The organism is Streptomyces sp. NPDC050164, from assembly GCF_044459945.1.
GTDB lineage: Bacteria > Actinomycetota > Actinomycetes > Streptomycetales > Streptomycetaceae > Streptomyces > Streptomyces coeruleorubidus_A.
The window spans coordinates 18,887-41,531 of the sequence record NZ_JBITJK010000036.1; the positions used below are offsets into that span (position 1 = coordinate 18,887).

Annotated in this window: 13 protein-coding genes; all 13 read right to left on the bottom strand. The window is 70.6% G+C overall.

The window, feature by feature from the left end:
- Window positions 1-55 precede the first annotated feature (55 nt).
- The 13 genes from ACIBNA_RS34580 to ACIBNA_RS34640 are packed head-to-tail and all read right to left on the bottom strand — an operon-like array spanning window position 56 to window position 22,634.
- Complete coding sequence (locus ACIBNA_RS34580) at window positions 56-2,218, bottom strand: hypothetical protein (protein WP_399169129.1); 2,163 nt, start codon at window positions 2,216-2,218, stop codon at window positions 56-58.
- Complete coding sequence (locus ACIBNA_RS34585) at window positions 2,218-5,994, bottom strand: putative baseplate assembly protein (protein ID WP_399169130.1); 3,777 nt, start codon at window positions 5,992-5,994, stop codon at window positions 2,218-2,220. The genes ACIBNA_RS34580 and ACIBNA_RS34585 overlap by 1 nt, the downstream gene beginning before the upstream one ends.
- A complete protein-coding gene (locus ACIBNA_RS34590) occupies window positions 5,991-9,101 on the bottom strand; it encodes a putative baseplate assembly protein (protein ID WP_399169131.1) in 3,111 nt (1,036 codons plus the stop codon). Before ACIBNA_RS34590 ends, ACIBNA_RS34585 begins: the two co-directional genes overlap by 4 nt.
- Window positions 9,098-9,490 (bottom strand): GPW/gp25 family protein, encoded by a 393-nt coding sequence (locus ACIBNA_RS34595; RefSeq protein WP_086854390.1) that lies wholly within the window; start codon window positions 9,488-9,490, stop codon window positions 9,098-9,100. The genes ACIBNA_RS34590 and ACIBNA_RS34595 overlap by 4 nt, the downstream gene beginning before the upstream one ends.
- Window positions 9,487-9,831 carry a hypothetical protein gene (locus ACIBNA_RS34600; protein WP_399169132.1) on the bottom strand — a complete coding sequence of 115 codons (345 nt, stop codon included), beginning with the start codon at window positions 9,829-9,831 and terminating at the stop codon, window positions 9,487-9,489. Before ACIBNA_RS34600 ends, ACIBNA_RS34595 begins: the two co-directional genes overlap by 4 nt.
- A gap of 19 nt (window positions 9,832-9,850) precedes the next feature.
- Window positions 9,851-10,387: a phage baseplate assembly protein V gene (locus ACIBNA_RS34605; RefSeq protein WP_020276139.1), complete on the bottom strand. Its 537-nt coding sequence runs from the start codon at window positions 10,385-10,387 to the stop codon at window positions 9,851-9,853.
- Window positions 10,388-10,426: 39 nt separating this feature from the next.
- Window positions 10,427-11,566: a hypothetical protein gene (locus tag ACIBNA_RS34610; RefSeq protein ID WP_399169133.1), complete on the bottom strand. Its 1,140-nt coding sequence runs from the start codon at window positions 11,564-11,566 to the stop codon at window positions 10,427-10,429.
- Entirely contained in the window at window positions 11,559-11,939 is a 381-nt protein-coding gene (locus ACIBNA_RS34615) for a hypothetical protein (protein ID WP_399169134.1), read from the bottom strand. The genes ACIBNA_RS34610 and ACIBNA_RS34615 overlap by 8 nt, the downstream gene beginning before the upstream one ends.
- A gap of 12 nt (window positions 11,940-11,951) precedes the next feature.
- Complete coding sequence (locus tag ACIBNA_RS34620; RefSeq protein WP_399169135.1) at window positions 11,952-12,638, bottom strand: hypothetical protein; 687 nt, start codon at window positions 12,636-12,638, stop codon at window positions 11,952-11,954.
- 57 nt (window positions 12,639-12,695) lie between these two features.
- Window positions 12,696-13,379: a hypothetical protein gene (locus ACIBNA_RS34625; RefSeq protein ID WP_399169136.1), complete on the bottom strand. Its 684-nt coding sequence runs from the start codon at window positions 13,377-13,379 to the stop codon at window positions 12,696-12,698.
- Window positions 13,380-13,432: 53 nt separating this feature from the next.
- Window positions 13,433-20,314, bottom strand: coding sequence for a DUF4157 domain-containing protein (locus tag ACIBNA_RS34630; RefSeq protein ID WP_399169137.1), 6,882 nt, complete (start codon window positions 20,312-20,314; stop codon window positions 13,433-13,435).
- The gene (locus ACIBNA_RS34635; protein WP_399169138.1) at window positions 20,311-20,631 is read right to left on the bottom strand and encodes a hypothetical protein; all 321 of its coding nucleotides are present in this window, start codon (window positions 20,629-20,631) and stop codon (window positions 20,311-20,313) included. Before ACIBNA_RS34635 ends, ACIBNA_RS34630 begins: the two co-directional genes overlap by 4 nt.
- A complete protein-coding gene (locus ACIBNA_RS34640) occupies window positions 20,622-22,634 on the bottom strand; it encodes an ATP-binding protein (protein WP_399169139.1) in 2,013 nt (670 codons plus the stop codon). The genes ACIBNA_RS34635 and ACIBNA_RS34640 overlap by 10 nt, the downstream gene beginning before the upstream one ends.
- Window positions 22,635-22,645 lie beyond the last annotated feature (11 nt).

A 22,645-nucleotide genomic window follows, 5' to 3' on the forward strand; every position in this document is an offset into this window, starting at 1 on the left:
GTGTCCCCCCTGGTTCAGAAGTGCGGGTTCACAAGGTCGGTGGCGGGTGCGCGCCTCACGTCACGAAGAAGATCCCGGCGTCGGTGCCCGCGGGCGTGTACTCGGCGAGCCGGGCCCTGAGGCCGTCCTCGCGCTGCGGCCGGTACAGGTCGTGGAAGGCACCCATCTCGGCGCCGTCGTCCGCGCCACGCCGGATCTCCTCGGGGCAGCGGTCGGACAACAGGCCGTACCAGGGCGTCCCGTAGCGCTGGGAGGTGAACAACGGCCTGATGTCCGAGGCCTGTTCGGGCCGGCAGCGGTGGCGGCGCGGAGTGCGGGAGCCGGTGGGGACGTAGGAGTAGCGCAGGCAGCCGATGCCGCGGCGCGCCACGTGCAGCCTGCCCGTGAAGACGCTGTTCTCGGCGATCTTCACGGCGTGCGTGTGGATCTCGCCGATGACGGTGGTGCGGTGCAGGTGCAGCACGGCGTGGGCGTGGCGGCAGTCCGGGGCGGACAGGGCCTCGCGGTCGTCGGCGGTGGCGTCGAGGACGCTGTCGCGGATGTGGATGTCGAGGGGGTCCTCGCTCACCTCGTCGCCGATGACCTCGATGGTGCCGAGGATGCTGTGCTCGATCTGGAGGCAGGCGGTGGTGCGGTCCAGGACGATGCTCGGCTCCTCTGGCGAGTGCGGCTCGCACTCGGGTTCCAGGGACCAGCCGGGCACGAGCGTGGTGTGCCGTACGACGACGGCGCCCATCGCCCCCGCCACGTTGATGCCGCGCCCGGCGACGAGCAGTCCGTCGAGGACGACCCGCGGCCGCTCGTGCGGGGCGCAGTCGTCGGACACCGCGCGGATGTTGAGGGCGTCGGGGCGGTTGCTGTACCAGTCGAGCAGGCGGACGACGGGGCGGGTGCCCTCGGCGGCGCGCAGTTCGAGCCGGTCGCCCGGGTCGAGGTCGAAGTCCAGCTGCTCCTGGTAGGCGCCGCTGTGCGTGATCTCGATGATGCCGGCGGGGCCGGTGCGGTCGGCCCGGCGGTCGTGCTGCCAGGCCCGGTAGGCGTCCATGATCTGCCGGTAGGGCTGTCCGGGGCCGACCCGGTACACCTCGGCGTCAGGACGCGGCTCGCGGTCGCGCTCGTACTCGCCGCCGCCCATGTCTGCGGCGAACGCGTAGTGGTAGTCCACCCACACGCCCTGCCGCGGCGCGGAGCGCGAACCGAACGCGATCCGGCCCAGCTCCGGGTCGACGGCCACCTGGCCACGCTTCGGCCGGTAGCGCCAGTCCGACAGGTCGGCGACCACGATGTCCGAGGGCGGTACGGGGTTGTCCTCGCCGTCGAGGCGGATCACGAAGCTCTTGCCGGGGCCGTAGTAGTCGAGCAGCCGGTCGTGCAGCAGACGGCGGGTGACGAACGCCGGCACGTTGTCGACGGTGGCGATGTGCGCCGGCGAGGGCTCCGGGAGCGGCTTGGTGACCAGCGGGGTGTCGTTGCCGAGGATCGAGAAGGTGTAGAGGTTGCGGGCCCGGTCGATGCAGTAGGCCGGGCTCCGGGTCAGCGCGTACGCCTGCAGCCGCCACACGAAGAGTGCGACGCCGGCCGGGGTCCAGCCGCCCTGCCGGTGCCGTGACTCGGCGCGGCGGACGTCGACCGTACGGGCCGAGTTCGCGAACGGGCCGCCGCCGAGGGCGAGTTCGGCGCCGTCGCGCAGGTCGGCCAGCCGTCCGCGCTCGCCGCGGTGCGTGCCCGTGCCGTACAGCTTCACCGGCTGGGTGTGGGCGACCTGCCGGGACAGTTCGACGGCCCGCGCGGGCCAGCCCGCCACCCGCTCGGACAGCTCCTCCAGCAGGTGCAGGGTCCCCTTGCGGCGGCGGCCCGCGACCGTGGCGGCCACGTCCCGGCGCGGGGCGACCGCCTCGGCGAGGGCCGCCCGGCCGCCGTCGTGCAGACCGGTGGTCAGGACGCGCTCGTAGCCGGGCAGGGTGCGGTAACCGACCAAGTCGCCGAGGTACGGCAGCACCCAGGGGGCCGCCGTCTCCACGAACAGGTCCTCGTAGCCCTGCTGGACGCCGTCGCGGACGCGGTCGAGCTGCTCGGCGATCACCGCGAGCAGGGCGCGCAGCGGCTCGCCCTCCTCGGCGTCGCGCAGCAGGTGCCAGCGGGGCAGCAGTTCGGCGAGCCCGTCCGGTTCCCTGGGCACCACCGGGGCCTGCGTCTCCAACTGGGTGTCCGGGGACATCACTTGACCTCCGTCAGAATCAGGGTGTCCGCGGCCCGGGGCGACAGCAGCGCGAGCTGGGCCGGGCGGATGCCGCGGAAGACGTACACCGACCGGCCCTTGGGCAGGCGCCGGGTGTCGGTGATGTCGGGGTTGAGGCGCAGGAGTTCGGCCAGCGGGAGGCCGTACCGGGCGCAGATCTCCGAGAGCGTCTCGCCGTTCTCGGCGCGGACGGTGTGGATCTTCTCGTCGTATGTCGCGGGGTGCGCCGGGACGGTCGCCCTGGGCGGGCCGGGCCGGGTGAGCAGCTCGGTGAGCTCCTTCGGGGTGGCGGAGGCGGGCACGCCGGTGAAGATGTCGACGTCCACGTAGTCGACGCCGGGCACGGTGTGGGCGGTGGCCAGGACCTCGGAGAGGCGGGCGGGGCGGCCCAGCTCCCGGCCCTCGAAGCCGAGCCGGTTCAGCAGGGCCTGCCGCAGGCGCGGCTCGACGGTCTGCCAGGCGTGGTCGGGGGCCACCTTCACCTTGGCGGCGATCAGCAGCAGGACCAGTTCCCGGCCGTCCACGCGGACCGGGAGGTTCGCGTCGCCGTACTCGGTGAGGGCGCCGCGCAGGGCGCGCAGGGTGTTCGAGTCGGGCGCGATGGGCACGTCGTCGGTGCCCGCGACCGTCACGTGCAGCACGCGCCGCCGCCCGTCGAAGAGTTCGCGTGCCGAGGCCCGGCCGATGCCGGCCCGGGAGCGGGCGAAGTCCTCGTAGTCGGACTCGGAGACCAGCCGGTCCAGGGCCGAGACGGCCAGCGGAACCGTGCGGCGGGTCAGGCCCGGGCCGTCGGCGTCCGCGCCGCCGGTGGCGGGGCGCGGGTTGGTGACCGCGGTGACGCCGAGGGGCCGGGTGAGCGGCTGGGTGACGCGGTCGGCCGGGACGTTGGCTGCCTTGCCGGTGCCGAAACGGTAGCGGGCGCGGACGTTCTCGTGGCCGGAGGGCAGCCGGGCGCCGTGCACACCGTCGCCGAAGGTCACCGTGGTCCGGCCGTCGGCCGTGGAGCCGGTGATGTAGACCCGCTCGGTCGGGCCGCGTCCGGCGAGGCTGTCGACCTCGTGCCACAGCACGCCGTCGACCCGGATCTCCAGGACCGGGGTGGCGCCGAGGGGGTTGTCGTCGGCGAGCCAGGTCAGCGGGGACTGCCAGAGCGCGAAGGTCTGGTTGACGCGGTCCGAGTCGCCGCTGCCGATGGCCTCCTCGCGGCTCTCGCCATGGGTGGCCTCGACGACGTTGCCGAGGATGCGGACCGTCTCACGACGGTAGCGGTGGGCGAGGTCGGCGGTGAGGGTGAGCCGGGTGTGGATGTGGTCGCCGGGGAGCCGGCGGTCCGCGGCGGGGTCGGCGGCGGCGATGGTGACGACCTCGGTGGCCCGGACGCCCGCCGTGCCGGGGATGTCGCTGCGTTCGCCCTCGACGATGAGCTTGCGGCCCGGCCTGAGGCCCTCGTACAGCTCGGCGAGTTCGATCTCGTTGCCGTGCACGTCCTCGCCCAGCGGTTCGTCGGCGAGGCGCAGGGGCTCGCCGGCCGCGTGCACGGTGGTGTCGCGGATGTGCGACAGGAGCACGTCGAACTCGTCCAACCAGGCGTCGGCGAGGGTGAGTTCGGTGCCGCGGCCGGTGATGCCGTAGTTGGTGTACGCGGCCGTGCGCACCGCCGTGACCTGGGTCGTGACGAACGCCAGCTTCGGATCGCCGGGGACGCCCTTGTCGGAGCCTTTGGCGGGCCGCTGGATCGCCACCCAGCTGCCGACGGTGATGCCCTCGTGCACGGTGTCCAGCTGGAGCGTGCGGCGGTTGACGGGCTCCGGCTTGGTGGCGATGACGATCTCGACGTTGGGTTCGGCGCTGCCCACCGTGTACTTGAGGCTGACCTCGTGCTCTCCGTGCGTGAACTGCTCACTGGCGCCGGGGCGCAGGGCGATCTGCTCGGACGTGCCGTTGTGGACGCCGACGTGGATCAGGCCTTCGTCGTCGGGCCGCGACACGAACAGGGTGCGCTCGGGCAGGCCGGAGTGGAGGCGGGCGGTGACGCCGGGTTCCTGGGAGTCGGCGGGCCGCCGGTTCAGCCAGCTCAGGTCGCGGTCCTGGCCGGAGCGCACGGACAGCTCGACCTGGCCGGGGCCGAGCGTGAAGGTGACCGGCTGGGTGACGGGCAGGTTCTCCGCGCGCTGGTCGGAGCTGCTGCCCTCGACGTACTGGAACTCGGCCCGGACCGGGGTCTTGCCCGCCGCGTCGTACACGACGCGCATGGTCGCCAGCACCGCTCCGGTCAGCGGCCAGTCGGCGGTACGGATGACCCGGCCGCGGTCGTCCTGGACCGGCTTGAGCGGGGCCGTGGCGCCGAAGGGGGCCGCGGTGACGCGCAGGGCGAGCAGCTCGCGCAGGAGCCGCGGGGCGCCGGGGGCGGCGGCCGTGCGCCAGGCCGGGTAGAGGCTGCCGAGGCCGGGGTTGAGGGCGGACAGCAGGCGGGCGGTGTCGGTGCCGGGGAGCTGAGGGCCGGTGGCGCCCCGGGAGGCGGGGGCCGTGGCGCGCAGGGCGGGGAGGACGGAGCCGAGGGCTTCGAGGGCGGTCTGCCGGGGGCCGAGCTCCGTGCTCGTCCTGGTCTCCGGGACCTCCTCCGTCTGGGCGGGCGCCAACTCCAGCGCCCGCTCGGCGAGTTCCGCCAGCACCGCCTCCAGCTGCTCGAACCACGCGGCCACGTCCTCGTAGTGCGTGGCCAGCACCTGGGCCTCGCCGAGGCGGGCTACGGGCTCCGCGAGGCGGGCCGCGAGCCGCTCGGGCGTCTTGACGCCGTCCAGGTCGGCCCGGAGCGGGGCGAGGACCTGGTCCTCGAAGTCCTCGATGAGCCGGCTGACCGGGCGCGGGTTGGGGACCTGAGGGGTGGGCGGTTCCTCGCCGGGCTCTCCGGGCTGCGCGGGCAGCGCGGTCCAGCGCCGCACCTCGTCGACGAGTTCCTTCAGGGTCGGCGGCGCCGACTTCGGCAGGGAGATCGCCGTGACGTCGTCGTCCCGGTCGACGCGCGTGTTCGCCACCGGCAGCAGCTTGCGCTCGCCGCCGGCGCCTTCCCCGAAGACGAACAGCAACTGGTCGCCGGTCCTGAGGGAGTGCGCGGTGCCCTCGACGAAGAGCGCGGAGCGCTTCTCCAGGTCCCGCGGGGTGAGCAGCGAGGGACGGCGGCGGCGGACCTTCAGCTCGTTGAAGTCCCAGCGGGCCGTCAGGTCCCGGCTGGTCTCGAAGGTCAGCGACTCCTCGCCGGCGGACGCGGGCACGCTGTGGCTGCGCGCACCGCGCGGGACCAGCACGTTCTGGGCCTCTGCGCGCGGGTCGCGTTCGAGGGTGTACGCCAGGTGCGTGGCGGCGGCGACGCCGGGGCGCGGCCGGTGTCCGACGAGCCGGCCGAGCAGCACCAGGGAGCGGTGCTCGTTCGCGGTGCGGACGTAGGCCTCGTCGGCGATGCGCTCGGAGTGGAAGGTGAGCAGGTCGCCGAGGACGGCGGTGGCGTCGAGCAGGCCGATCGCCGGGTCGTCCGGGGTGCGGACGGTGAGCTGGTTGAGTGCCGGGTAGGCGGGTGAGGCGAGCCGGTCGAGCAGGGCGGCCAGGAAGGAGCCGTACTCGCCGACGCGGTAGTCCAGCGCGGTGCGGCCGGGCGGGTTGTGCAACGGGGCCGGCGCGAGGCGCTCGTCGTGGCCGCCGCGGCAGGCGCCGCCGCAGCCGCACTCGTCGGTCGCGGTGACCGGGTGCGTGTCCGTCATCGGGCACCTCCCAGGGATATCGCCAGCAGGCCGTTCTCCGGCCGGTCCGGGTCGTTGTCGCAGGTGGCGATCTCCAGCGGGCCGAGCCGCAGCACGCCGTCCTCCCTCTCTCCTCGGTCCTGTCCGTACAGCCGCCGCAGCCGGGTGACCTCGACGCTCTGCACGCCGGGCACGGCCGCGGCGACGGCGACCAGGCGGCTGAGCCGGACCGGTTCACCGAAGGTGAGCGCGTCGGGGTGGAAGAAGCCGAGCCGTCCGCCCGGCAGCCGCCCGCTGCCGAGCACGCGGTACAGCTCGGCCAGGATCTGCCCGTGCTGGTGGCCCGGCTCGGCGCAGACGGTCAGCGCGATGTCGAGCGGCACCAGGCGGGCGGGGCCCACGACGAGGTCGTGGCCGATGCGCCGGTACGTCTCCAACGCCTGGGCGACCGAGTCGAGCAGGTCCCGCGACGGGGCGGCGGTGCCGTCGGCGTCGATCGCGATGTGTGCCTCCTGGACGCTGCCCGTCCAGCGGAGTTCGGCCGCCGCCCGCTGCACGCCCGGCAGGGCGGTGGCGAGGGCCGCGTAGTCCTCGGCGGTGACGGCGCGCAGCCGGGTGCGGCGCAGGTCGAGCGGGGCGAGCTGGCGTACCTGCTCGACCGGTTCGGGCTGGGTGCCGCCGGCCGCGGGCAAGGGGTTGCGCACGGCGACGGCCGGCGCTTCGCAACCGGCTTGCACGACAAGGTGGTTGATGGCCTCGGCGCCGACGTTGCCGGCGGTGCCGCCGCCGAGCCGGTAACGCAGTGCCAGCCGGGAACCGGGCCTGGGCTTCGCGCCGTGCCGGCCGTCGCCGAAACGCAGGGCCATACGACCGTCGTCCTCCAGTTCGCCCACGAAGTGCCGCTCGCGCGGACCGCTGTCGAGCAGGTCGCGGCGCGGCTCCCAGGTCTCGTCGTCGCCGTGGACGCGTACGGCGGGCAGCGCCCGGCGCGGGTCCTGGGCCAGGGCGGCGGTCGCCGAGCCGCGCAGCACCGTCTCCTCGGGGTGGAGACCGGCCGCGTAGGCCGGGCCCCAGCTGTGCGCGATCTCCCAGGCGATGTGCCCGTCGAGGACCGTGCCCGCGCGGGCCCGGGCGGCGAGGACCTCGACGCGGCGCAGCTTGGTGTCGAGCAACTGGTCGCTGCGGTACAGCAGTTCGCGCAGGGCGCGGACCGGGTGGCGGCGCAGTTCGAAGCGTTCCAGCACGTTCAGGCCGTAGACCACGGCGAGTTCGGCGATCTCCTGCTCGCCGAGCCCGTCCCGGTCGCGAGCGCTGCGCCACAGCTCGACCAGCCGCTGCCGGATGCGGCCCGGGATGGCCGCGATCCGCTCGGCCTGCCCGGCGGCGACGGTGCCGGGGTCGGGGAAGGGCACCGCCTGGGTGACGGGCGTACGGCCGAGGACCGGGCGGAAGCGGGGCGCGATGCCCGGGTAGACCGACTGGGCGAGCAGGGTGCGCAGCGCGGCGGTCTGGGCGTACGCCGTGCCGGGCACGACCTGTTCGTGCCGCTGCCCGGCGCGCTCCAGGCCGAGGCCGGCGCGTGCGGTTGTGCGCTCGCCGACGACCTCGAAGAGTTCGCGGACGTCGTCGGGGACGAGCGCCCGGCCCGACCGGGTCTTGTCCGTCAGGGCGTTGACGAGCCGCGCGGGCGCGTTGCCCTCCTCGGTGTCCCGGCAACCGAAGGCGGGCCGGTCGCAGGGGGCGACCACGGCGGGCACAGTCGGCACGGTGACCGTCTCGGGCAGCCCGGTCAGGGTCCGGCCGTGGTCGACGAGGACGACGTTGCCGCGGGCGAGCGTGACGTCCTCGACGGGCAGGCAGTCGCGTCCGCCGCGCGTGGTGAGGCAGAGCGGGAAACGCAGCGCGTCCTCGGCGGCCCAGGTGACCTCCAGGACCGGCTGGTCCTCGATCCGGTCCAGGCCGGGGGTGACGGAGGTGAGGCGGACGGCCTGGCGGTGGCTGGGGTCGGCGTCGCCGGGGGTGCCGGTGCGCGGGCCCTTCACCTCCTCCAGGACGATGACGTCGCCGGGCCTGAGGTCGAGACGGCGCTCGCGGCAGGTCTCCGGGTCCACCCAGGCGTCCCGCAGGGTGGCGGCGGTGGCGCCCTTCGGCAGGGTGCACACCTCGCCGCCCCAGGTCCACAGCCGGATCGCGTTGTGCGCGACCCGCAGCTGAAGCGGGTCGGTGGCGACGACCGGTTCGAAGACCTCCACCGAGCCGCGCTCGTCGAGGTCGCCGAGTTCGCTCTCGTCGATGACGGTGCCCGGCTCGGGGCGGTCGTGCGGGTCGAGGCTGCGCACGTCGACGGAGGCGAAGCGGAAGGTGCCCGGGGCGAGCGTGCGGTCGTCCGCGGTGCGAACGGTGACGTAGGCGCGGGCGTTGCAGCCGTCGTGCATCGCGTAGTCGATGAGCCGGACGTGGCGGCGTACGGAGACGCGGCGGCGGGCGGTGTCGAGGTAGGCCTCGGTGGCGACCGCGTCCTGCTGGTAGCTGATCTGGTCGCCGGTGTAGGCGAGGAGTTCGACGAGGGTCGTGCCCAGGTCGGCGGCGTTGCGCTCGACCCAGTCGGGGGTGGTGAGCGCGAGCCGGTCCAGGAGCAGCTTGCGGATGGTGTCGTAGTCGCGGGCCGTGTAGTCGATGACGGGCGCGGCGGGGAAGTCCGGCTCCGGCTCGTCCTGGTCCTTGCAGTCGAAGGGGGTCGGGCAGTCGGGCCGGAAGGAGAACGTGGCGCTGTGGTAGCGCTGGTCGAAGCCGCGGTAGGGCTCGGTGCCGGGCCGTCCGTACGGGTCGGTCTCGACGAGGGAGAGCCGGTAGCGGGAGGTGTCGCCGCCCTTGTCGAGGGTGACGTAGAGCCGGTCGTCGAGCTCGGGGTCCTCCTCGCGCTCCACGCTGACGTCGACGGCGGTGATGCCGGTGATGCGCCGGCCGCCGTCGATGCGGACGTTCTCGGGGCCGAGGCCGTGCGGGGCCTTGCCGAGGAACGTGACGGTGAGCAGCAGGCCGTCGTCGCCGACCTCGACGGTGTCGACACCGCCCAACTGGGCGGCGCGCACGCGGGCCCGGCGGGACGCGGTGGTGCCGGTGGTCATGCGGCCCTCCCTTCGAAGACGTCCTCGTGCCGGGTGCCGGTGGCGCGCAGGGCGTACGACAGGTACACGCGCACGACGTGGTCCTCGCTGACCACGTCGAGGGCCTCCACGTCGATGAGGTCGCCGAGCCAGCTCTGGAGCGAGGCCTGCACGGACAGTTCGAGCGTGCTAATCAGTTCGGGGCTGTTGGGGGTGAACACGAGGTCGAGGAGCCCGCAGCCGAAGTCGGGGCGCATCACGCGCTCGCCGGGGCTGGTGAACAGCAACTGCTCGATCAGGTCGTGGACGTGCTCGCCGTGGGTGGCGTGCGCGGTGCGTCCGCGACGGTCCGCGCGGAAGGGGAAGGCGATGTCGCTGCGGGGGCGTGTACCGCGGCTCGTGGGACTCATCGGACGGTGACCTTTCGCTGCGTGCCCTGGACGACGGGCGGTCCCTGCGGGACGAAGGCCGCGGTGAAGCACTGGGCGGCGGAGATGTCGAGCAGCACGGGCGCGCCGTCGACGGTGATGCCGCTGCTGCCCGCGGTCCAGCGGACCGTGACGCACGGCATCGGCACCCGGTCGACGGTGTGCGGGCAGCCGGTGACCACGTAGTTGTGCGCGGTGGTGGCGACGGCGGCGCCCGCGACGCGTACGCCGCCGGCCGGTGGGGTGGCCGCCGTGACGCGCCCGCCGTGCGGGCAGCCGATCACGGCGGCGGTGTCCAGCAGACTCCCGGATGTTCCGGACACGTTCTTCGTTCCCCCGTTTCTATCGCTTGGACGCGACGGTCAACTGGCCCTCGTTCACGTCCACCTGGTCGCCGCGCAGGGTGATTTCCGCGCCCAGGCCGTTGGAGATCACGATGGCTTCCTTGGTGATGCGGATGTAGGCGCCGCCCTGGGCCTGGAGCAGGATTCCCTGGTCGGTGCCGGGCGGATCGCTCATCACGATCTTGTGCGCCTCGGGTGTCTGGACCACGACGGGCTTGGCCTGGGACGCCGGCTGGACGAGCCGGCGGGCGTCGGGCGGCAGCTCGGCCTGTTCCCCGTACCAACACCCCGTCCACACCGGGAAGCTGGGGTCGCCCTGCTCGAACTCGACCCACACACCGGCGCCGGGCGACGGCACCACGAACTGCCCGGCCTGCGGCCCCGTGAACGGCAGACAGGGCAGCGCCCAGGTCGACGGCTCGTCGCCCAGGACGTCCGGGACCTCGACGGTGATGCGGCCGATGTGCAGCGGATCGTTGTTGTCCACGACTCGGCCGCGGAACTTGCCGAGGTAGCGATTGCCGGGTGCCGCCATGTGTACTGCTCCTGGTCGTGATGTTCGGGTCGGGGTGGGTCAGGGCCTGACGTAGGCGCTGCGTGCTTCGAGTCCCTCTCGGGAGAGCGTGAAGTTCTGCCGGAAGGAGCCCGGACGCAGGTTGTGCGTGACGGACTTGACGTAGTAGTCGCCGTCGTACGTACGGCCCGAGCCGCGCACGCCGACCAGCTGGCGCGGCTGGAGGATGTAGCCGTGCCGGTTCACGTCGAGCGAGCCGGAACCGGAGATGACGTCGGCGGACACGGCGGCCCGGGCGAGCAGTTCGGCCTCGGCCTGTTCACGCTGGTGCTTGGCGGTGCCGGAGAGGGTCCTGCGCTTGAGAGCCGGGGTGGGTCGCTTGCCGAGCGGCGGGCGCAACGGGCTGATCGGCGGCTGGGGCAGGAGGGTGGACTGCCGGGTGCCGGGGTCCTGCCAGCGGGCCTGCGGCTCCTCGCGGGCCGTCCCGTCGTAGGCGAACGTGAGCTGGTCGACGGTGGAGTTGGCGTCCATGTTGACGTTGAGGGCGTGCTGGCGGATGCCGAGGCGCACTTCGGGTCCCCAACGGGCGGAGGAGTGACCGGGGTTGGGGCCGGGCTCCAGGTAGAAGGTGTAGCCGTTGGCCCGGGCGAGCTCGTTGATGTACTGGAGGTCGGTGCCGGTCTGGTAGTGGACGCGGAGGTCCTGGTGCGGGGGCTGGGCGATCTTCTCGGTGTACACGTCGGGCCGGATGCCGTAGTCGGAGTAGCGGCGCAGGATGGCCAGGACGCGCTGGGAGGGCGGCAGATTGGGGTAGCGGTCGGTCCGCTCCTCCAGGTCCATGAGGAGGCTCAGGTCCTCGCCGGTGACGGTGAGCGTGGAGTGCCCCGGCTGGTTGCTGGCCCCGACTTCCTGGCGCACGACGAGCCCGTCGAAGAGCACCTCGGGGGTGCCGCGGACGGTGACGGTCACGATGAGCCGCGTCTTCGGGTCGAAGAAGCCCTCGGGCAGGAGGGTGCGGCTGATGAGCCCGTTCTTGGTGAGGTCGAAGGCGAGCTGGAAGCCGGAGCGCTCGCCCGCGGTGGCGGTGATCTGGGCTGAGAGGAGTGCCTCGGCGACCTCCGCGGGCACGGGCTTGGCCAGCTTCGGCCCCATGTGCAGAGTGATGTGAACGGGGCCGCGCCCCACGGGCAGTTCAGCCACGCCGGACTCCCTGCGGCCCCTGCGGGAAGTGCCCGGCGAGCGGCACGTCGACCTCGCGACCGGGTTCGTCGGTGAGCTCCCGCGGATCCAGTACCGGGTTGGCGTCGGCGATCTGCCACCACTGGCCGGGGTCGCCGAAGTAGCGCTGCCCGAGCAGGTCGGGCCGCTCACCGGTGCGGACGGTGTGGGTCTGCGTGGCGTCGCCTGTTTCCTCCAGCGGAGGGAGCAACCGCCGCTTGGCGTACCGGACCTCGGTCCCGTCCGGCAGCCGGTGCACGCCGATCTCGGCATCGTGGTACCGGCTTGTCCGGGGGTACGGGTGGGCTCCCGGTATCGCGTCAAGCGCGTTCTCGTACGGCTCGATGTCAGCCATGGCGTTCGCTCCTCAGCCCCTTCCCACGCCGATGCCACCGGAGCCGAGCCCCAGCGACCCGATCCCCGCGGTGCGCGCGGCGGCGGCGAGGCGCTCCTTCTGCGCGAGATGCGCGTAGTACAACTCGGCGCCCGGGTGCCCCATCGGCAGATCGCTGACGGTGAGCACCTTGAGTCCGATGCTGAGCGAGGCCCGGATCGGATTCAGATTGACGTCGAACGCGGACTCGTTGATGGACAGTTCGGTGAGCCGCACGGGCATGACCCGCTTGCTCCCCCAGGTGAAGAGGGTGAGCGGCATCTCGATCGGAGAGATCTCGATGGTCCCCTTCTGCGACTGCCGGCTGGCTTCGCGCAGTTGGGAGGACGTCGGCTGCACGAGCATTTCGAGCACCGCGAGTTGAGGGTGAATCCCGTCCGGCGCCGCGACCTCGAACTGATCGGTGGCATCGATCTCGGCGGTGAACTTCCAGGTCTCCTGGGCGGGGCCCTTGAGGCGGAGCGCTTCGTTTCTGTCCCCGTTGCCGCTGCCTCCGCCACCGGAATCGCCGCTGCCTCCTGCGGACTGAGGTGAGAGGCTGCGTTCCAGGGTGTCCGGGTTGAACTGGAGCACGATGATGCGCTGCGGGGTGCCGAGCTCGGGGTCGACCAGGACTATTCCGGAGCGGATGGGTTTGGGGATGTCGGCGTAGCGGGTCATGAATACCGCGTCCTTCTGATGTTCCTGGGAGGTGGGCAGGTCATCGTGGATCAGTGCCTAGCGGAGCCGTTCGTCCAGACGTTGCCTCAGAGATGCGTAGTCATACTCAGGAAACAGTTCTGAGAACACGGTGAGCATGTCTTCGAGCTCTCTGGCGATGTGCCTGAATTCACGATCACCGAGTGAAACATCACAGAAAAGATAGTGCCAGCCGGAGGTTCCCTTGGTGATGGTCAATGCGGCCAGGTAATCGCAGTAATCGATGTCCATCTTGAACGCCCCGATGCGGAAGTCGTGAAACCAGACCTCGGGTTGTGGCATATCGGGTTTTATGCGTAGCGCTGCAAATGTTCCCGTCCCGCTCCCGGGGTGATGATCGATGACACGGAGCTCGGAATAGAGTTGCCGCTCGGACGGGGTTTCTCCCCAATCAATGTCCGGCGCATTGACGTTCATGGATGTGAGGAGATGGCGAATGGTGAACTCACCTGTCAACTGGATCCCTGGGCGCTCGATCCGCCAGTGACTGGAGAACCAACTGAAGCGGACGAAACACCGCTGGAGAGAAGGGTCAAGGTCGATTCCGTGCAATATGGAGATCTTTTCAAAAACCTCCCGGGCATCGCCGTATTCTTCGATAATCTGACCCGGCTTGGCGGAGAAAATCTGCACCTGCGGATTTTCCGCAAGCTGCCTGTGCATCGCCAGCAGTTGGGTCTCGCGCTCGGTGAGAACGGTCATCGGCACACCTCACTTTCCTAGACTTGATCGAGCTAAACTTACACGGTAAAGCTCTAGACAGATATCCTCCCCCTGTTCCTCTCGATCGCCTCCAGTACTTTTCCGAGCGTGTCGAGATCGCTATCCTTTTTACCCAGCTCATAGGATTGGAGTCGAGTTTTAAGATCTTCGACATCGTCGAATTTGCGCTTTTTGGCGAAGCGCTGGATGGCTTCAGCGTATCGGGAGGGAGCGTCAAGCTCACGCGCTATATGCGTCTTGGATTCTTTCGGGTCATTGATTCGAATCGCCGCATTCCCGTCATTTGCGCGCGGCAACGGGATATTCTGCTCTGTGAATGTCTTACCCTGTTCGGGGTCTTTCTCTACCCATCTTCCCCCTCTGTTATCGTAAGTGTTCCATTGGCTGCTGATGTTGCGAGGGAAATTTTCTTCGGGGTGGGGGTAGAATTCCACGTCAATCTCATACCAGACCATCGAACGGTCGGATTTAGCAGCGGCTTTCTCTGCCTTCTTTTCGATTCCCGTGTCGAATCTCCGGTTCACGCGGTGAGGGGAGGGTATCAAATTGGAGCCCGAGGCGAGGCCGCCCATCACCATCGTAATGAGGTGCATTTTAACCGTTTTATCAGGCCCCTTGTACAGGTCCTCGGACCATCCCAGGGGGTTACCGTCCTCGTTCTGGTCGGATGTTTCCCCAAACGGCGTCTTCTTTTGGAGATAGTGCACCTTGGATTTTTCGTGAGCACGCACGTTGTCCGCGAACGGAGGCCAGACCGTGGGTGGCAGCTCATTATCCTTCGCATCTCGCACCGACATGAACTCTGCCAACCTGTTCATCATTTGGCGCAATTTATCGTAATCAACCCGGCGGCCTCTCGTGATGCGACTCTGGTTGTCACTCGTCTTCGAGTATCGCGGCGACGCATCGTCCTGCTCTTCTTCGACCTTGGAGCGCATGTCCTTCGCACCCTCTAGTGCGGCGGTCTGGCTATTTCGCTCACGCCCATCGTCGATGTCCCCAATTTCTATGCCCCATTCTTCTAGAAATGTGTCCATCGACGTCAGCTCGCTGTGCACCTGAAGGTCTGCGCTCTTGGTGCGCCCGTTGAAGGAGAGAGTGTGGATCTCACCATTCGCCATACGGAACCGCACCTGCGGTAGCGGAGGTGCCTGCTGGGGCAACTGGGCTTCTTCTTCCTTCCTTCTCTTGTCCTTCGCGTCCTTGCTCTTCGGGCGCCCGGGTTCGTCCTTGTCCTTTTCCTTGCCGTCGCTGTCGGGGTCCTTGCGTCCCTTGCCCTCTCCGTCGGTGCCCTTCCTGCCCGGACTGTCGTTGTCCGACGGGTCCTTCTTGGAGTCGGGATCGGGACGCTTGTTGTCGGGGTTCGGACTCTTGTCCTCGTTGCCCTTGTTCTCGTCCTTCTTCGTGCCGTCCGGACCGTCCTTCTTGCCCGGGTCCTGCTTGGGCTTGGCCGGTGGAGTCGGCTTGGTGTCCTGCTTGTCCTTGTCCGGCTGCTGGTCCTTGTCCTTCGGGTTGCCGTTCTTGTCCTTGGATGTGGGAGGCGTCGGCGTAGTCGACTTGTTGCTCGGGGTGTTGTTCTTGCCCTCGGTCTTGTCGTTCTTGTTCGTGGGGCCCTTGGGCTTCGTGGGCTTGGGGGACGGGGCCTGAGTGTCCGTTTCCTTTGGCTTCGCCGGCGCGTCCTGGTCCTTCGGCTTGGTCGGGCCGTCCTTGTCTTTGGGCTTGGCGGGAGGGGTCTGGTCCTTCGGCTTGCCGGGACCGGACTGGTCCTTCGGCTTACCCGGACTGTCCTGGTCCTTCGGCTTACCCGGCGGGTCCTGGGACTTCTTGCCGGGTGGCGTCGTGGCCGTCTGCGTCTTGGGGGGTGTCGACGAGGGCGCACCCTTGTCCCCGTCCTTGTTGGACCCCTTGTCGTCCCCGCCCTGCCCGTCCTTACCCTTGTCCTTGTCCCCGCCCTTGTCCTTGCCCAGGTTCGCGGCCACGCCCTTCAACCGCTGGCCCACCTTCGACACGTACTTGCCGATGCCGCTGAGGAGCAGCTCGTAGGCCATCTCCAGCAGGACGACGACGCCGGCCGCGATCGCCTTGGCGAAGAGGACGCCCGCACCGCCCTGGCGTACGGACTTCAGCCAGGTGATGAGGGCACCGACGGCTTTGATGATCTCGCCCAGTGAGCCGATCGCGGCCTGGATGGCCTCCAGGATGGCAGCGCCCCAGCCGGCGCCGGGGATCAGCTTCGCCAGGACCTTCGTGATGACGATCTCGCCGATGATGAACGGGAGTTGGGGGACGATCGCGTCCCACACCTCCTTGGCGATCTTCTCGAGGGTCCAGCCGCCCTTCATGAGCTTGTTCCAGACGGCTTCGGTCAGGCCGGTGATCTCCTTGACCTTGTCGTTGAACCACTGCTTGACCGCGCTCTTGACCTCGTTGAAGAGGTGGTTCTTCGCGCCGTCGTACGCGGAGTTCTTCGCGCCGCTCAGCCAGCCGCCGGGGTCCGAGAGGATGTCGACCAGGATCATCATGAACTCGCCGAAGGCGGCGATGAACTTCGTCGCGAAGTCGAGGACCGCCTTCAACGCGTCCTTGCAGGCCTTCAGGACGTCGAGAAGCATCTTCTTCAGGACGTTCAGGATGTCACTGAGAAGCTTCGCGATGGACTCCAGCAGATCCTTCATGATCTGCTTCAGCGCGTCGGCGAGCTGGGTGACGAACGCGAGCGCCGCGTTGATCAGGTCCGTGATGAACTTGCGGATGCGGCGGCCGATTTCGATGATCGCTTCGACCAAGGACACGACGAACTCGATCAGGTCCTCGATGAACTGCTTGATCATCTCGACGATGCCCTCGCGGGCCGCGTTGATCCAGCCCTCGACCGTCTCCTTGAAGCTTTTCAGTGCCTCGATGATCGCGTTACGGGCGTCCTTGATGATCTGGACGACCTTGTCCCGCAGCTCGATGAACTTCTCTTTGATCCAGTCGAGCGTCTTCGACAGCCAGCCCTTGGAGTCGTCGACGTTCTCGTCCTTCTTCTTCTCCGCGTCCTCCTCGGCCTTGTCGCCCTTGTCCTTGACGTCCTTGTCGCTGGTCTCCTTCTGCTTGTCGACGTCCTTGTCGGTGTCCTCCTCTTCCTTCTTGACGTCGTCGCGGATCTTCTTCTCACGGTCGGACTTCTTCGTGCCGAGCTTCTTCAGCTCGTCGTCCTGCTCCGCCGTCCAGTCGGAGCGCTGCTTGTCCACGTCCGTCAGGACGCCCTCGCGCTTGCCCGTCTGTTCCTTGGTGTTGGACTGGACTTCCTTGTCGACCTGCCGCTTGTGCTTCTCCTGGGACGTACGGGTGTCCTGGTTCTTCTTCTCCCGGCCCTTGCCCATGTCCTGGCGGCCGTCACTGAGAGCCTTCTTGAACTGCGGCTTGCGCTCGTGCTCGGCCACTTCCGAGGCCGCTTCAGGCGGTACGGCACCGGTGCTCGCGCCGCCCCCGCCGACTCGCGACTTGCCGCCCTGCTCGGCCGGCACCTTCCCTTCGAGCCGTTCCTTCGGCGCGTCCGGGTAGACCTGGTCCTCGCCCATCTTGCGACCGGCGTCGTCAGCCCCGGTCTCGGCGGCCTCCTGGCTCTTGTCGTCGGTGTTGCCGCCCTGCTCCGTGGCCTTGTCGTCGGCCTGGCCCTGCATGTCGACGCCCGGCGCGGTGCCGTTCTGCGCCTCCTTCATGGCCTCGTCCTTGGTGGGCATCCCGGCGAACTGGGCGGCCAGGTCCTCCGCCGTCACGTCGAAGCCGAGCCAGTCGCCGATCCCACCGATGGCGTAACCGGCCATCATCCCGATCTGGTCGAAGAAGTCCGGCTCCTCCATCTCCTCGGCGTCGATCTTGCCTTCCGGCTTCTTCTCGCCCTTGACCTCGGCCTTCTCGTCCTTGGCGTCTTCGGCGCGCGCGGCCTTGTCCTCGTTGTACTGCGCCGCTTCCTCGGCGTCCGGCTTGCCGTGCAGGGTCTTCGGGGCGCCGGTGGGGCGGTCCATGGCGGGCGGCTTGGACGCCAGTTGCTTGTGTTCCTTGCCGACGTCCTTGTCCACGGCGCCGCCGACGCTGTCCATCGCCTCGACGGCCTGGTGCGGCTTGAGGTTCGACGCGGCGGAAAGGCCCTCCTCAGGGGAGCCACCGGAGAGGTCCGGCGCCGCCTTGGACGCCTTCTTCCCCTTGGCCGCGGAGCCCTTGCCCCCACCCGTGGAGCCACCCTTCGAGGCGCCGCCACCGCCGCCCCCACCGCGCGCCGGCGCGGGCGCCGCCCGGGTGCCGGAGTCGTTCCCGCCCCCGGACTCGGCCCTGGTCTGCGCCCTGCTCTCCGGCTGCCGGGCCTGCTCCTTCGGCTTCTCCGTCCGCGGTTCCTGGGCCCTCGGGCTCGGCTTCTCCGTACGGGAGGAAGAGCGGGACTCCGTACGCGAGCCTGAACTCACCGTGTTCGAACCGGAGTTGTCGCTGCCCGCAGACTGGCTGGCAGTCGAGCCGGACGACGGTGTCGCGCCAGAATCGGCCGAGCTACCGGAGTCGGTCGTCCCGCCACCGGACGTGGACCCTTCCGAAGTGCCGCTCCCGCCCTGGTCCTTGGGCCCCTTCGACTCCTGCGGACCGGGGGACTCCTCGGCCTTCGCCGCGCCCGTGGCGCCCTCGTCGGAAGCCGCCTTCTCCCCCTCGGCTCCCTTCGTGGCCGTGTCCGACGGGGACGCGGCGGCCGAGGTGTCGGAGCGGGCCTGCGCCGAGCCCTTCTCGCCGCCGCCCGAGGACTTGTCACCGGGGCCGCCCGCGGCGGGCGTGCCCTTCTCCTCCTTGGCAGCCTTCTCTGCCGTATCGCCGCCCGTCTCCTTCGAACGGTCCTTGGCCTCCTGAACGTTGGCCTCGGCCGCGACCGGGCCCGCCTTGGGATCGTCGCCCTGTTTGGGGTCCTTGGAGGCGACGCCCGGGGCGGGCTTCGGCTCGTTCTTCTCCTCGGGGTCGAGCTCGCTCTCCGTACGACGCGACTGCTCCGCCGCCTCCTCCTCGGCGCCCGGCACGGGCGGGGAGTCGTCGGTGCCCGGGTCGTCCTTCTCCGCCGCCGCCTCGCGCTCGGCGTCCTCCTCGTCCTCCTGCTGACGCTGTGCCTGCACCTTTTCGGCCCTGGTCGGCGGCGGGGCTGAGAAGGAGGGGGTGGGCGGGGCGGAGTTCCCGGCGGACTCGTCGATCTGGTCGGAGGTCGGCACGTCGAGGTCCTGCTCGGGAAGGAAGTCCTCCGGCCTGAGTTTGATGTCCCAGGCGCTCTGCTCCCCGCCGCCGACCTCCACCTCGGAGTCGCCGCCCTGGCCGGGGGACTCCTCCCGCTCCTCCTCGCCCTCCTGGTCCTGGGCGCGGGCCCCGTCCAGCATGCCGGCACGGCCGGGGAACCCGTCGTCCTTCCCCGTGTCAGTGGGGGTGCCCTCGTCGCGGCCCGGCTCGTCCTTCTTGGCCGCCTCGGCCGCGGCGGCGCTCTCGCGGGCCTTGGCGGCCTCGTCCTCGGCGTCGGCGCGCGGGCCCGCCGCCTCCTCCTGGCCGGCTTCCTTCTTGCCCTTCTCCTCGGCCTGCTTCGCCCCGGCGCGGTCGCCGTCCTTCCCGCCGCCCTGCTTCCCCTTGTCCCCCTTGTCCTGCTGCTGCCCCTGCTGTCCGCTCTTCTCCGCGCCGGACTTCTCGCCCTGCTTCCCGGACGCCGGCGCTCCGGCCTTCTCGCCGGCCGCGGCATCCTGCTGCCCTTGCTGCTGCCCCGGCTTCTGCTCGGACTGCGCGGCGGGCGATGTGGGCTGCTCCCCGTCCCCCTTGGGGCTGGAGGCGTCCCCACCCGTCCGCGGGTCGGACTCCTTGTCGTCCTCGGCCTTCCCTGCGTCCGCGCCCGGAGTGCCGCCCTGCGGGATGGTGCCGCCCGCGTTCTCCGGCGTACTGCCCGCGGCGGGAGCGGTGTCCCCGGCCCCGTCCACGGACTGCTTCTCCGGGCCGGGAGCGGGCCCCGTCCGCTCGGTGCGCTGCTGCTCCTCCTGGGCGGCCTCCTGCTCCCTCTCCCGCTCCGCCTGTACGTCCTCGGCGGTGTCCTCCTCGACCTCCGGAGCGAGGAGGCCGCGCTGCCGGGCGGTGGCCTCGCTCTCCGCCTGGCCGTCCTCGTCGATCTCCGTGACCAGGTCCACCACGAAGTCGTGCTCGGAGGTGAGCAGCCGGTGCTCCAGGCGATCCAGTACGCGCTCCTGCAGTTCCTCCGAGAGCGGGGCCAGGGAGGCGCGGACGCGCTGCGTGCTGTCCGTCGGGTCGGTACGGAGCGAGCGGATGACCGTGTTGGCGAGGCGGTCGACCAGCGTGGCGGGGTCGAGGTGCTCCAGCCGATTGCGGTCGGCGTGGACGGTGGTGTAGCGCATCCACGCCGGGGTGCTGGCCTCCGGGGCGATCTCGGGTGCCTGCTCGCCGCGCGCCACGGCCTGGGCGGTGTCCTCGGCGGCGCGCTCGGCCGCCTCGTGGGGCGCGCTGACCTGGCCCAGGTCGCGGCCCGCCGCCAATGTGCCGCTGGCGAAGGGGTGTTGGATCGTGTGCAGCAGCTCGTGCGCGAGCAGGGCGCGGCCCTGCTGCGTGCCCGGCTGGTACTGGCCCTCGCCGAAGAAGATGTCCTGGCCCACCGCCACCGCGTCCGCACCCAGCATGCCGGTGAGAGCGCTCGCGTCGCGGTCGGTGTGCAGGCGTACGGAGCCCAGGTCGTGGCCGAGCTGCTCCTCCAGCTCCCGGCGCACACCGGCGTCCAGTGGCTGCCCGGCTCCGCTGACGATGTTCTTCGGCTCGGGCGCGCGGTTCTTCGCCGCGCGCTCCTTGCGTTTGCGGCGGCGCTCGGCGGCGGCCTGCTCGGCCGCCTGGGAGTCCTGGGAGGCGGAGGTCGTCATCGCGTCACCTCCCCACGGCCCGAAAGCCCCGCGTGCACCGCGCGGGCCAGCTCCTGACCGAGGCGGCGCGCGGACAACCCGGCGGGCATCGGGGGCAGTCCCGACACGCCGTCCACCGACACGGCGCCGTCCGCGGCCAGCGGCACGCCGTGTTCCCGTACGAGACGGGTCAACTCCCGCTCGAACGACGCCGATACGCGTCGCGGGTCCAGGGACGGGCCGAAGCCGTCCAGGACCAGCTCGCCGATGTCGACGCGGATCTCGCGCGGCTCGGGACGACCGGCCGCGCTCTGCCGATGGGGCCTGTTCACACCCATCCGCGGACCTCCCCCGGTGTCAAGGAGCGTTCCAGCTTGAGGTATTCGGTGCGGGCCGCGGCGAGCATGTGTCGCATCTGCAGCCGGTCGCCCTCCTCGGCGGCGAGGAACGCGCCGGACAGGGCGATGTTGCGGATCGAGCCGCCCGCGACGGTGAGTTGGGCGAGGAGTTCCGGATCGATGCCCTTCGTCGGGGTCTGCGGCGGCAGTACCCGGCGCCAGATCTCCGCCCGCTCGTGCTCCGCCGGGAAGGGGAAGTCGACGACGAAGCGGATGCGACGCATGAAAGCCGTGTCCAGGGCCTTCTTCATGTTGGTGGTGAGGATGGCGAGACCCCGGTAGGCCTCCATCCGCATCAGCAGGTAGCTGACTTCGAGGTTGGCGTACCGGTCGTGGCTGTCCTTGACCTCGCTGCGCTTGCCGAAGAGCGCATCGGCCTCGTCGAAGAGCAGGAGCGCGCCGCCTCGTTCGGCGGCGTCGAAGACCTTGCGGAGGTTCTTCTCCGTCTCGCCGATGTACTTGCTGACCACCTGCGACAAGTCGATGATGAAGAGATCCAGGCCCAGCTCCTTGGCCATGACCTCGGCGGCCAGGGTCTTGCCCGTGCCGGAGCCGCCCGCGAACAGGGCGGTGACGCCGAGGCCGCGCCGCAGCGTCGCCGCGAACCCCCACTCCTGGTGGACGGTGGCCCGCTGCCGCACATGCGCGACGATCTCCCGCAGCACGCTCGTCTGCCGGTCGTGCAGGACGAGATCGCCCCAGCCCGCCTCGGGCTCGATACGGCGGCCCAGTTCATCCATCCCGATCCGGGCCTCGTTCAGCCCGGCCCGCCAGGCGAGCCCAGCGGCGTCGAGTTCGTCCTCGCCGGGCAGATCACGGCGTACGGCGGCAGCGGCGGAGCGTACGACGTGCGGCGGCAGTTCGAACTGGGCGACCAGCGATCGCAGTTCGCTCTCGCCGATGTCGACGACGTCCCGGAACGCGCCTGCCCACAGACCGAGTTGCTCCTCGTCGTCCAGGCGCGGCACGGTCACCCGCTCGCCGTGCGGTCGGTCCGAGTGCCGGGGATCGCCGCTCGACACGACGACGGGAACAGCGGCCCCGGTCAGGAACGCGTCGGTGGCCGCGTGCTGGTCGCGGTCCAGCTCGCCGACCTCCACGAGCAGCACGGCGGGCAGCAGGATCGCCTCGCGCTGCCACAGACGGGCGAGCCGGTCGCGCTCCGCCGCGTCCGTGGGGATGTCCTCGGCGCTCATCGCGTACAGCCCGAGCCCGGACCGCGCGGCCGCCGCGGCGGCGATCTCGGCCCGGCTGCGCAGATCGCCGCCGACCACCTCGACGAGCAGCGGCGCGTCCGGGCGCGCGGCGGTGGTCCAGCCGGCGGCGACCCGGCTCGCGGCCAGGTCGTACGACGGTGGCAGTTCGTCAGGCACCGGAGTGCGGCGCAGCTGGCCGTGCAGCCGGGCGTCCAGGTAGGGCGAGCCGAGCAGGAAGTGCAGGATGCGTTCGTCGAGCCGCAGCCGGGACAGCGTCAGGCGCGACGCGTCGTCCAGCTCGACGATGCGCCAGCGCCGCAACGGTGCCACGGGGGTCAGAGCGCTCCAGTGCGGTTCGGCGAGGGCGGCCAGGGCGAGCGAGAAGGTGGGGTACGCCCGCTCCGGGTCACCGCTCGCGGCGGCGCAACGGGCGGCGGTCGTGGGGTCCAGCTCGTAGGCGGCGGTGAGGAGTACGAGGTCCCGTTCGAAGGCCGAGAGACCGAAGCAGTTGACGAGCGTGTCGAGGGGGGCGGTCGCGGGGGCCGCCGGGTCCTGTACGTGATCGACGGCTGTGTCACGACCGGGGGTGCCGTCGCCGGACTTCGATGCCGTGCCCGTTTCGGCCGTGCCAGGTCCGGCCGCGCGCGCCGCGTGGTTGTCGACACGGGCCAGGACGCGCCGGATCTCCGCGGTCAGCGTCGGGCTGCCGCCCGGTGCGCCCGCCATGCCCGTCCGGTGTGTCCCCATGTCCTCGCCTG

Bases quoted from the DNA above. Each gene is read 5' to 3' on its own strand.
- ACIBNA_RS34580 (WP_399169129.1), bottom strand. From the start codon at position 2,218: ATGTCCCCGGACACCCAGTTGGAGACGCAGGCCCCGGTGGTGCCCAGG.
- ACIBNA_RS34585 (WP_399169130.1), bottom strand. From the start codon at position 5,994: ATGACGGACACGCACCCGGTCACCGCGACCGACGAGTGCGGCTGCGGC.
- ACIBNA_RS34590 (WP_399169131.1), bottom strand. From the start codon at position 9,101: ATGACCACCGGCACCACCGCGTCCCGCCGGGCCCGCGTGCGCGCCGCC.
- ACIBNA_RS34595 (WP_086854390.1), bottom strand. From the start codon at position 9,490: ATGAGTCCCACGAGCCGCGGTACACGCCCCCGCAGCGACATCGCCTTC.
- ACIBNA_RS34605 (WP_020276139.1), bottom strand. From the start codon at position 10,387: ATGGCGGCACCCGGCAATCGCTACCTCGGCAAGTTCCGCGGCCGAGTC.
- ACIBNA_RS34615 (WP_399169134.1), bottom strand. From the start codon at position 11,939: ATGGCTGACATCGAGCCGTACGAGAACGCGCTTGACGCGATACCGGGA.
- ACIBNA_RS34620 (WP_399169135.1), bottom strand. From the start codon at position 12,638: ATGACCCGCTACGCCGACATCCCCAAACCCATCCGCTCCGGAATAGTC.
- ACIBNA_RS34625 (WP_399169136.1), bottom strand. From the start codon at position 13,379: ATGACCGTTCTCACCGAGCGCGAGACCCAACTGCTGGCGATGCACAGG.
- ACIBNA_RS34630 (WP_399169137.1), bottom strand. From the start codon at position 20,314: ATGACGACCTCCGCCTCCCAGGACTCCCAGGCGGCCGAGCAGGCCGCC.
- ACIBNA_RS34635 (WP_399169138.1), bottom strand. From the start codon at position 20,631: ATGGGTGTGAACAGGCCCCATCGGCAGAGCGCGGCCGGTCGTCCCGAG.
- ACIBNA_RS34640 (WP_399169139.1), bottom strand. From the start codon at position 22,634: ATGGGGACACACCGGACGGGCATGGCGGGCGCACCGGGCGGCAGCCCG.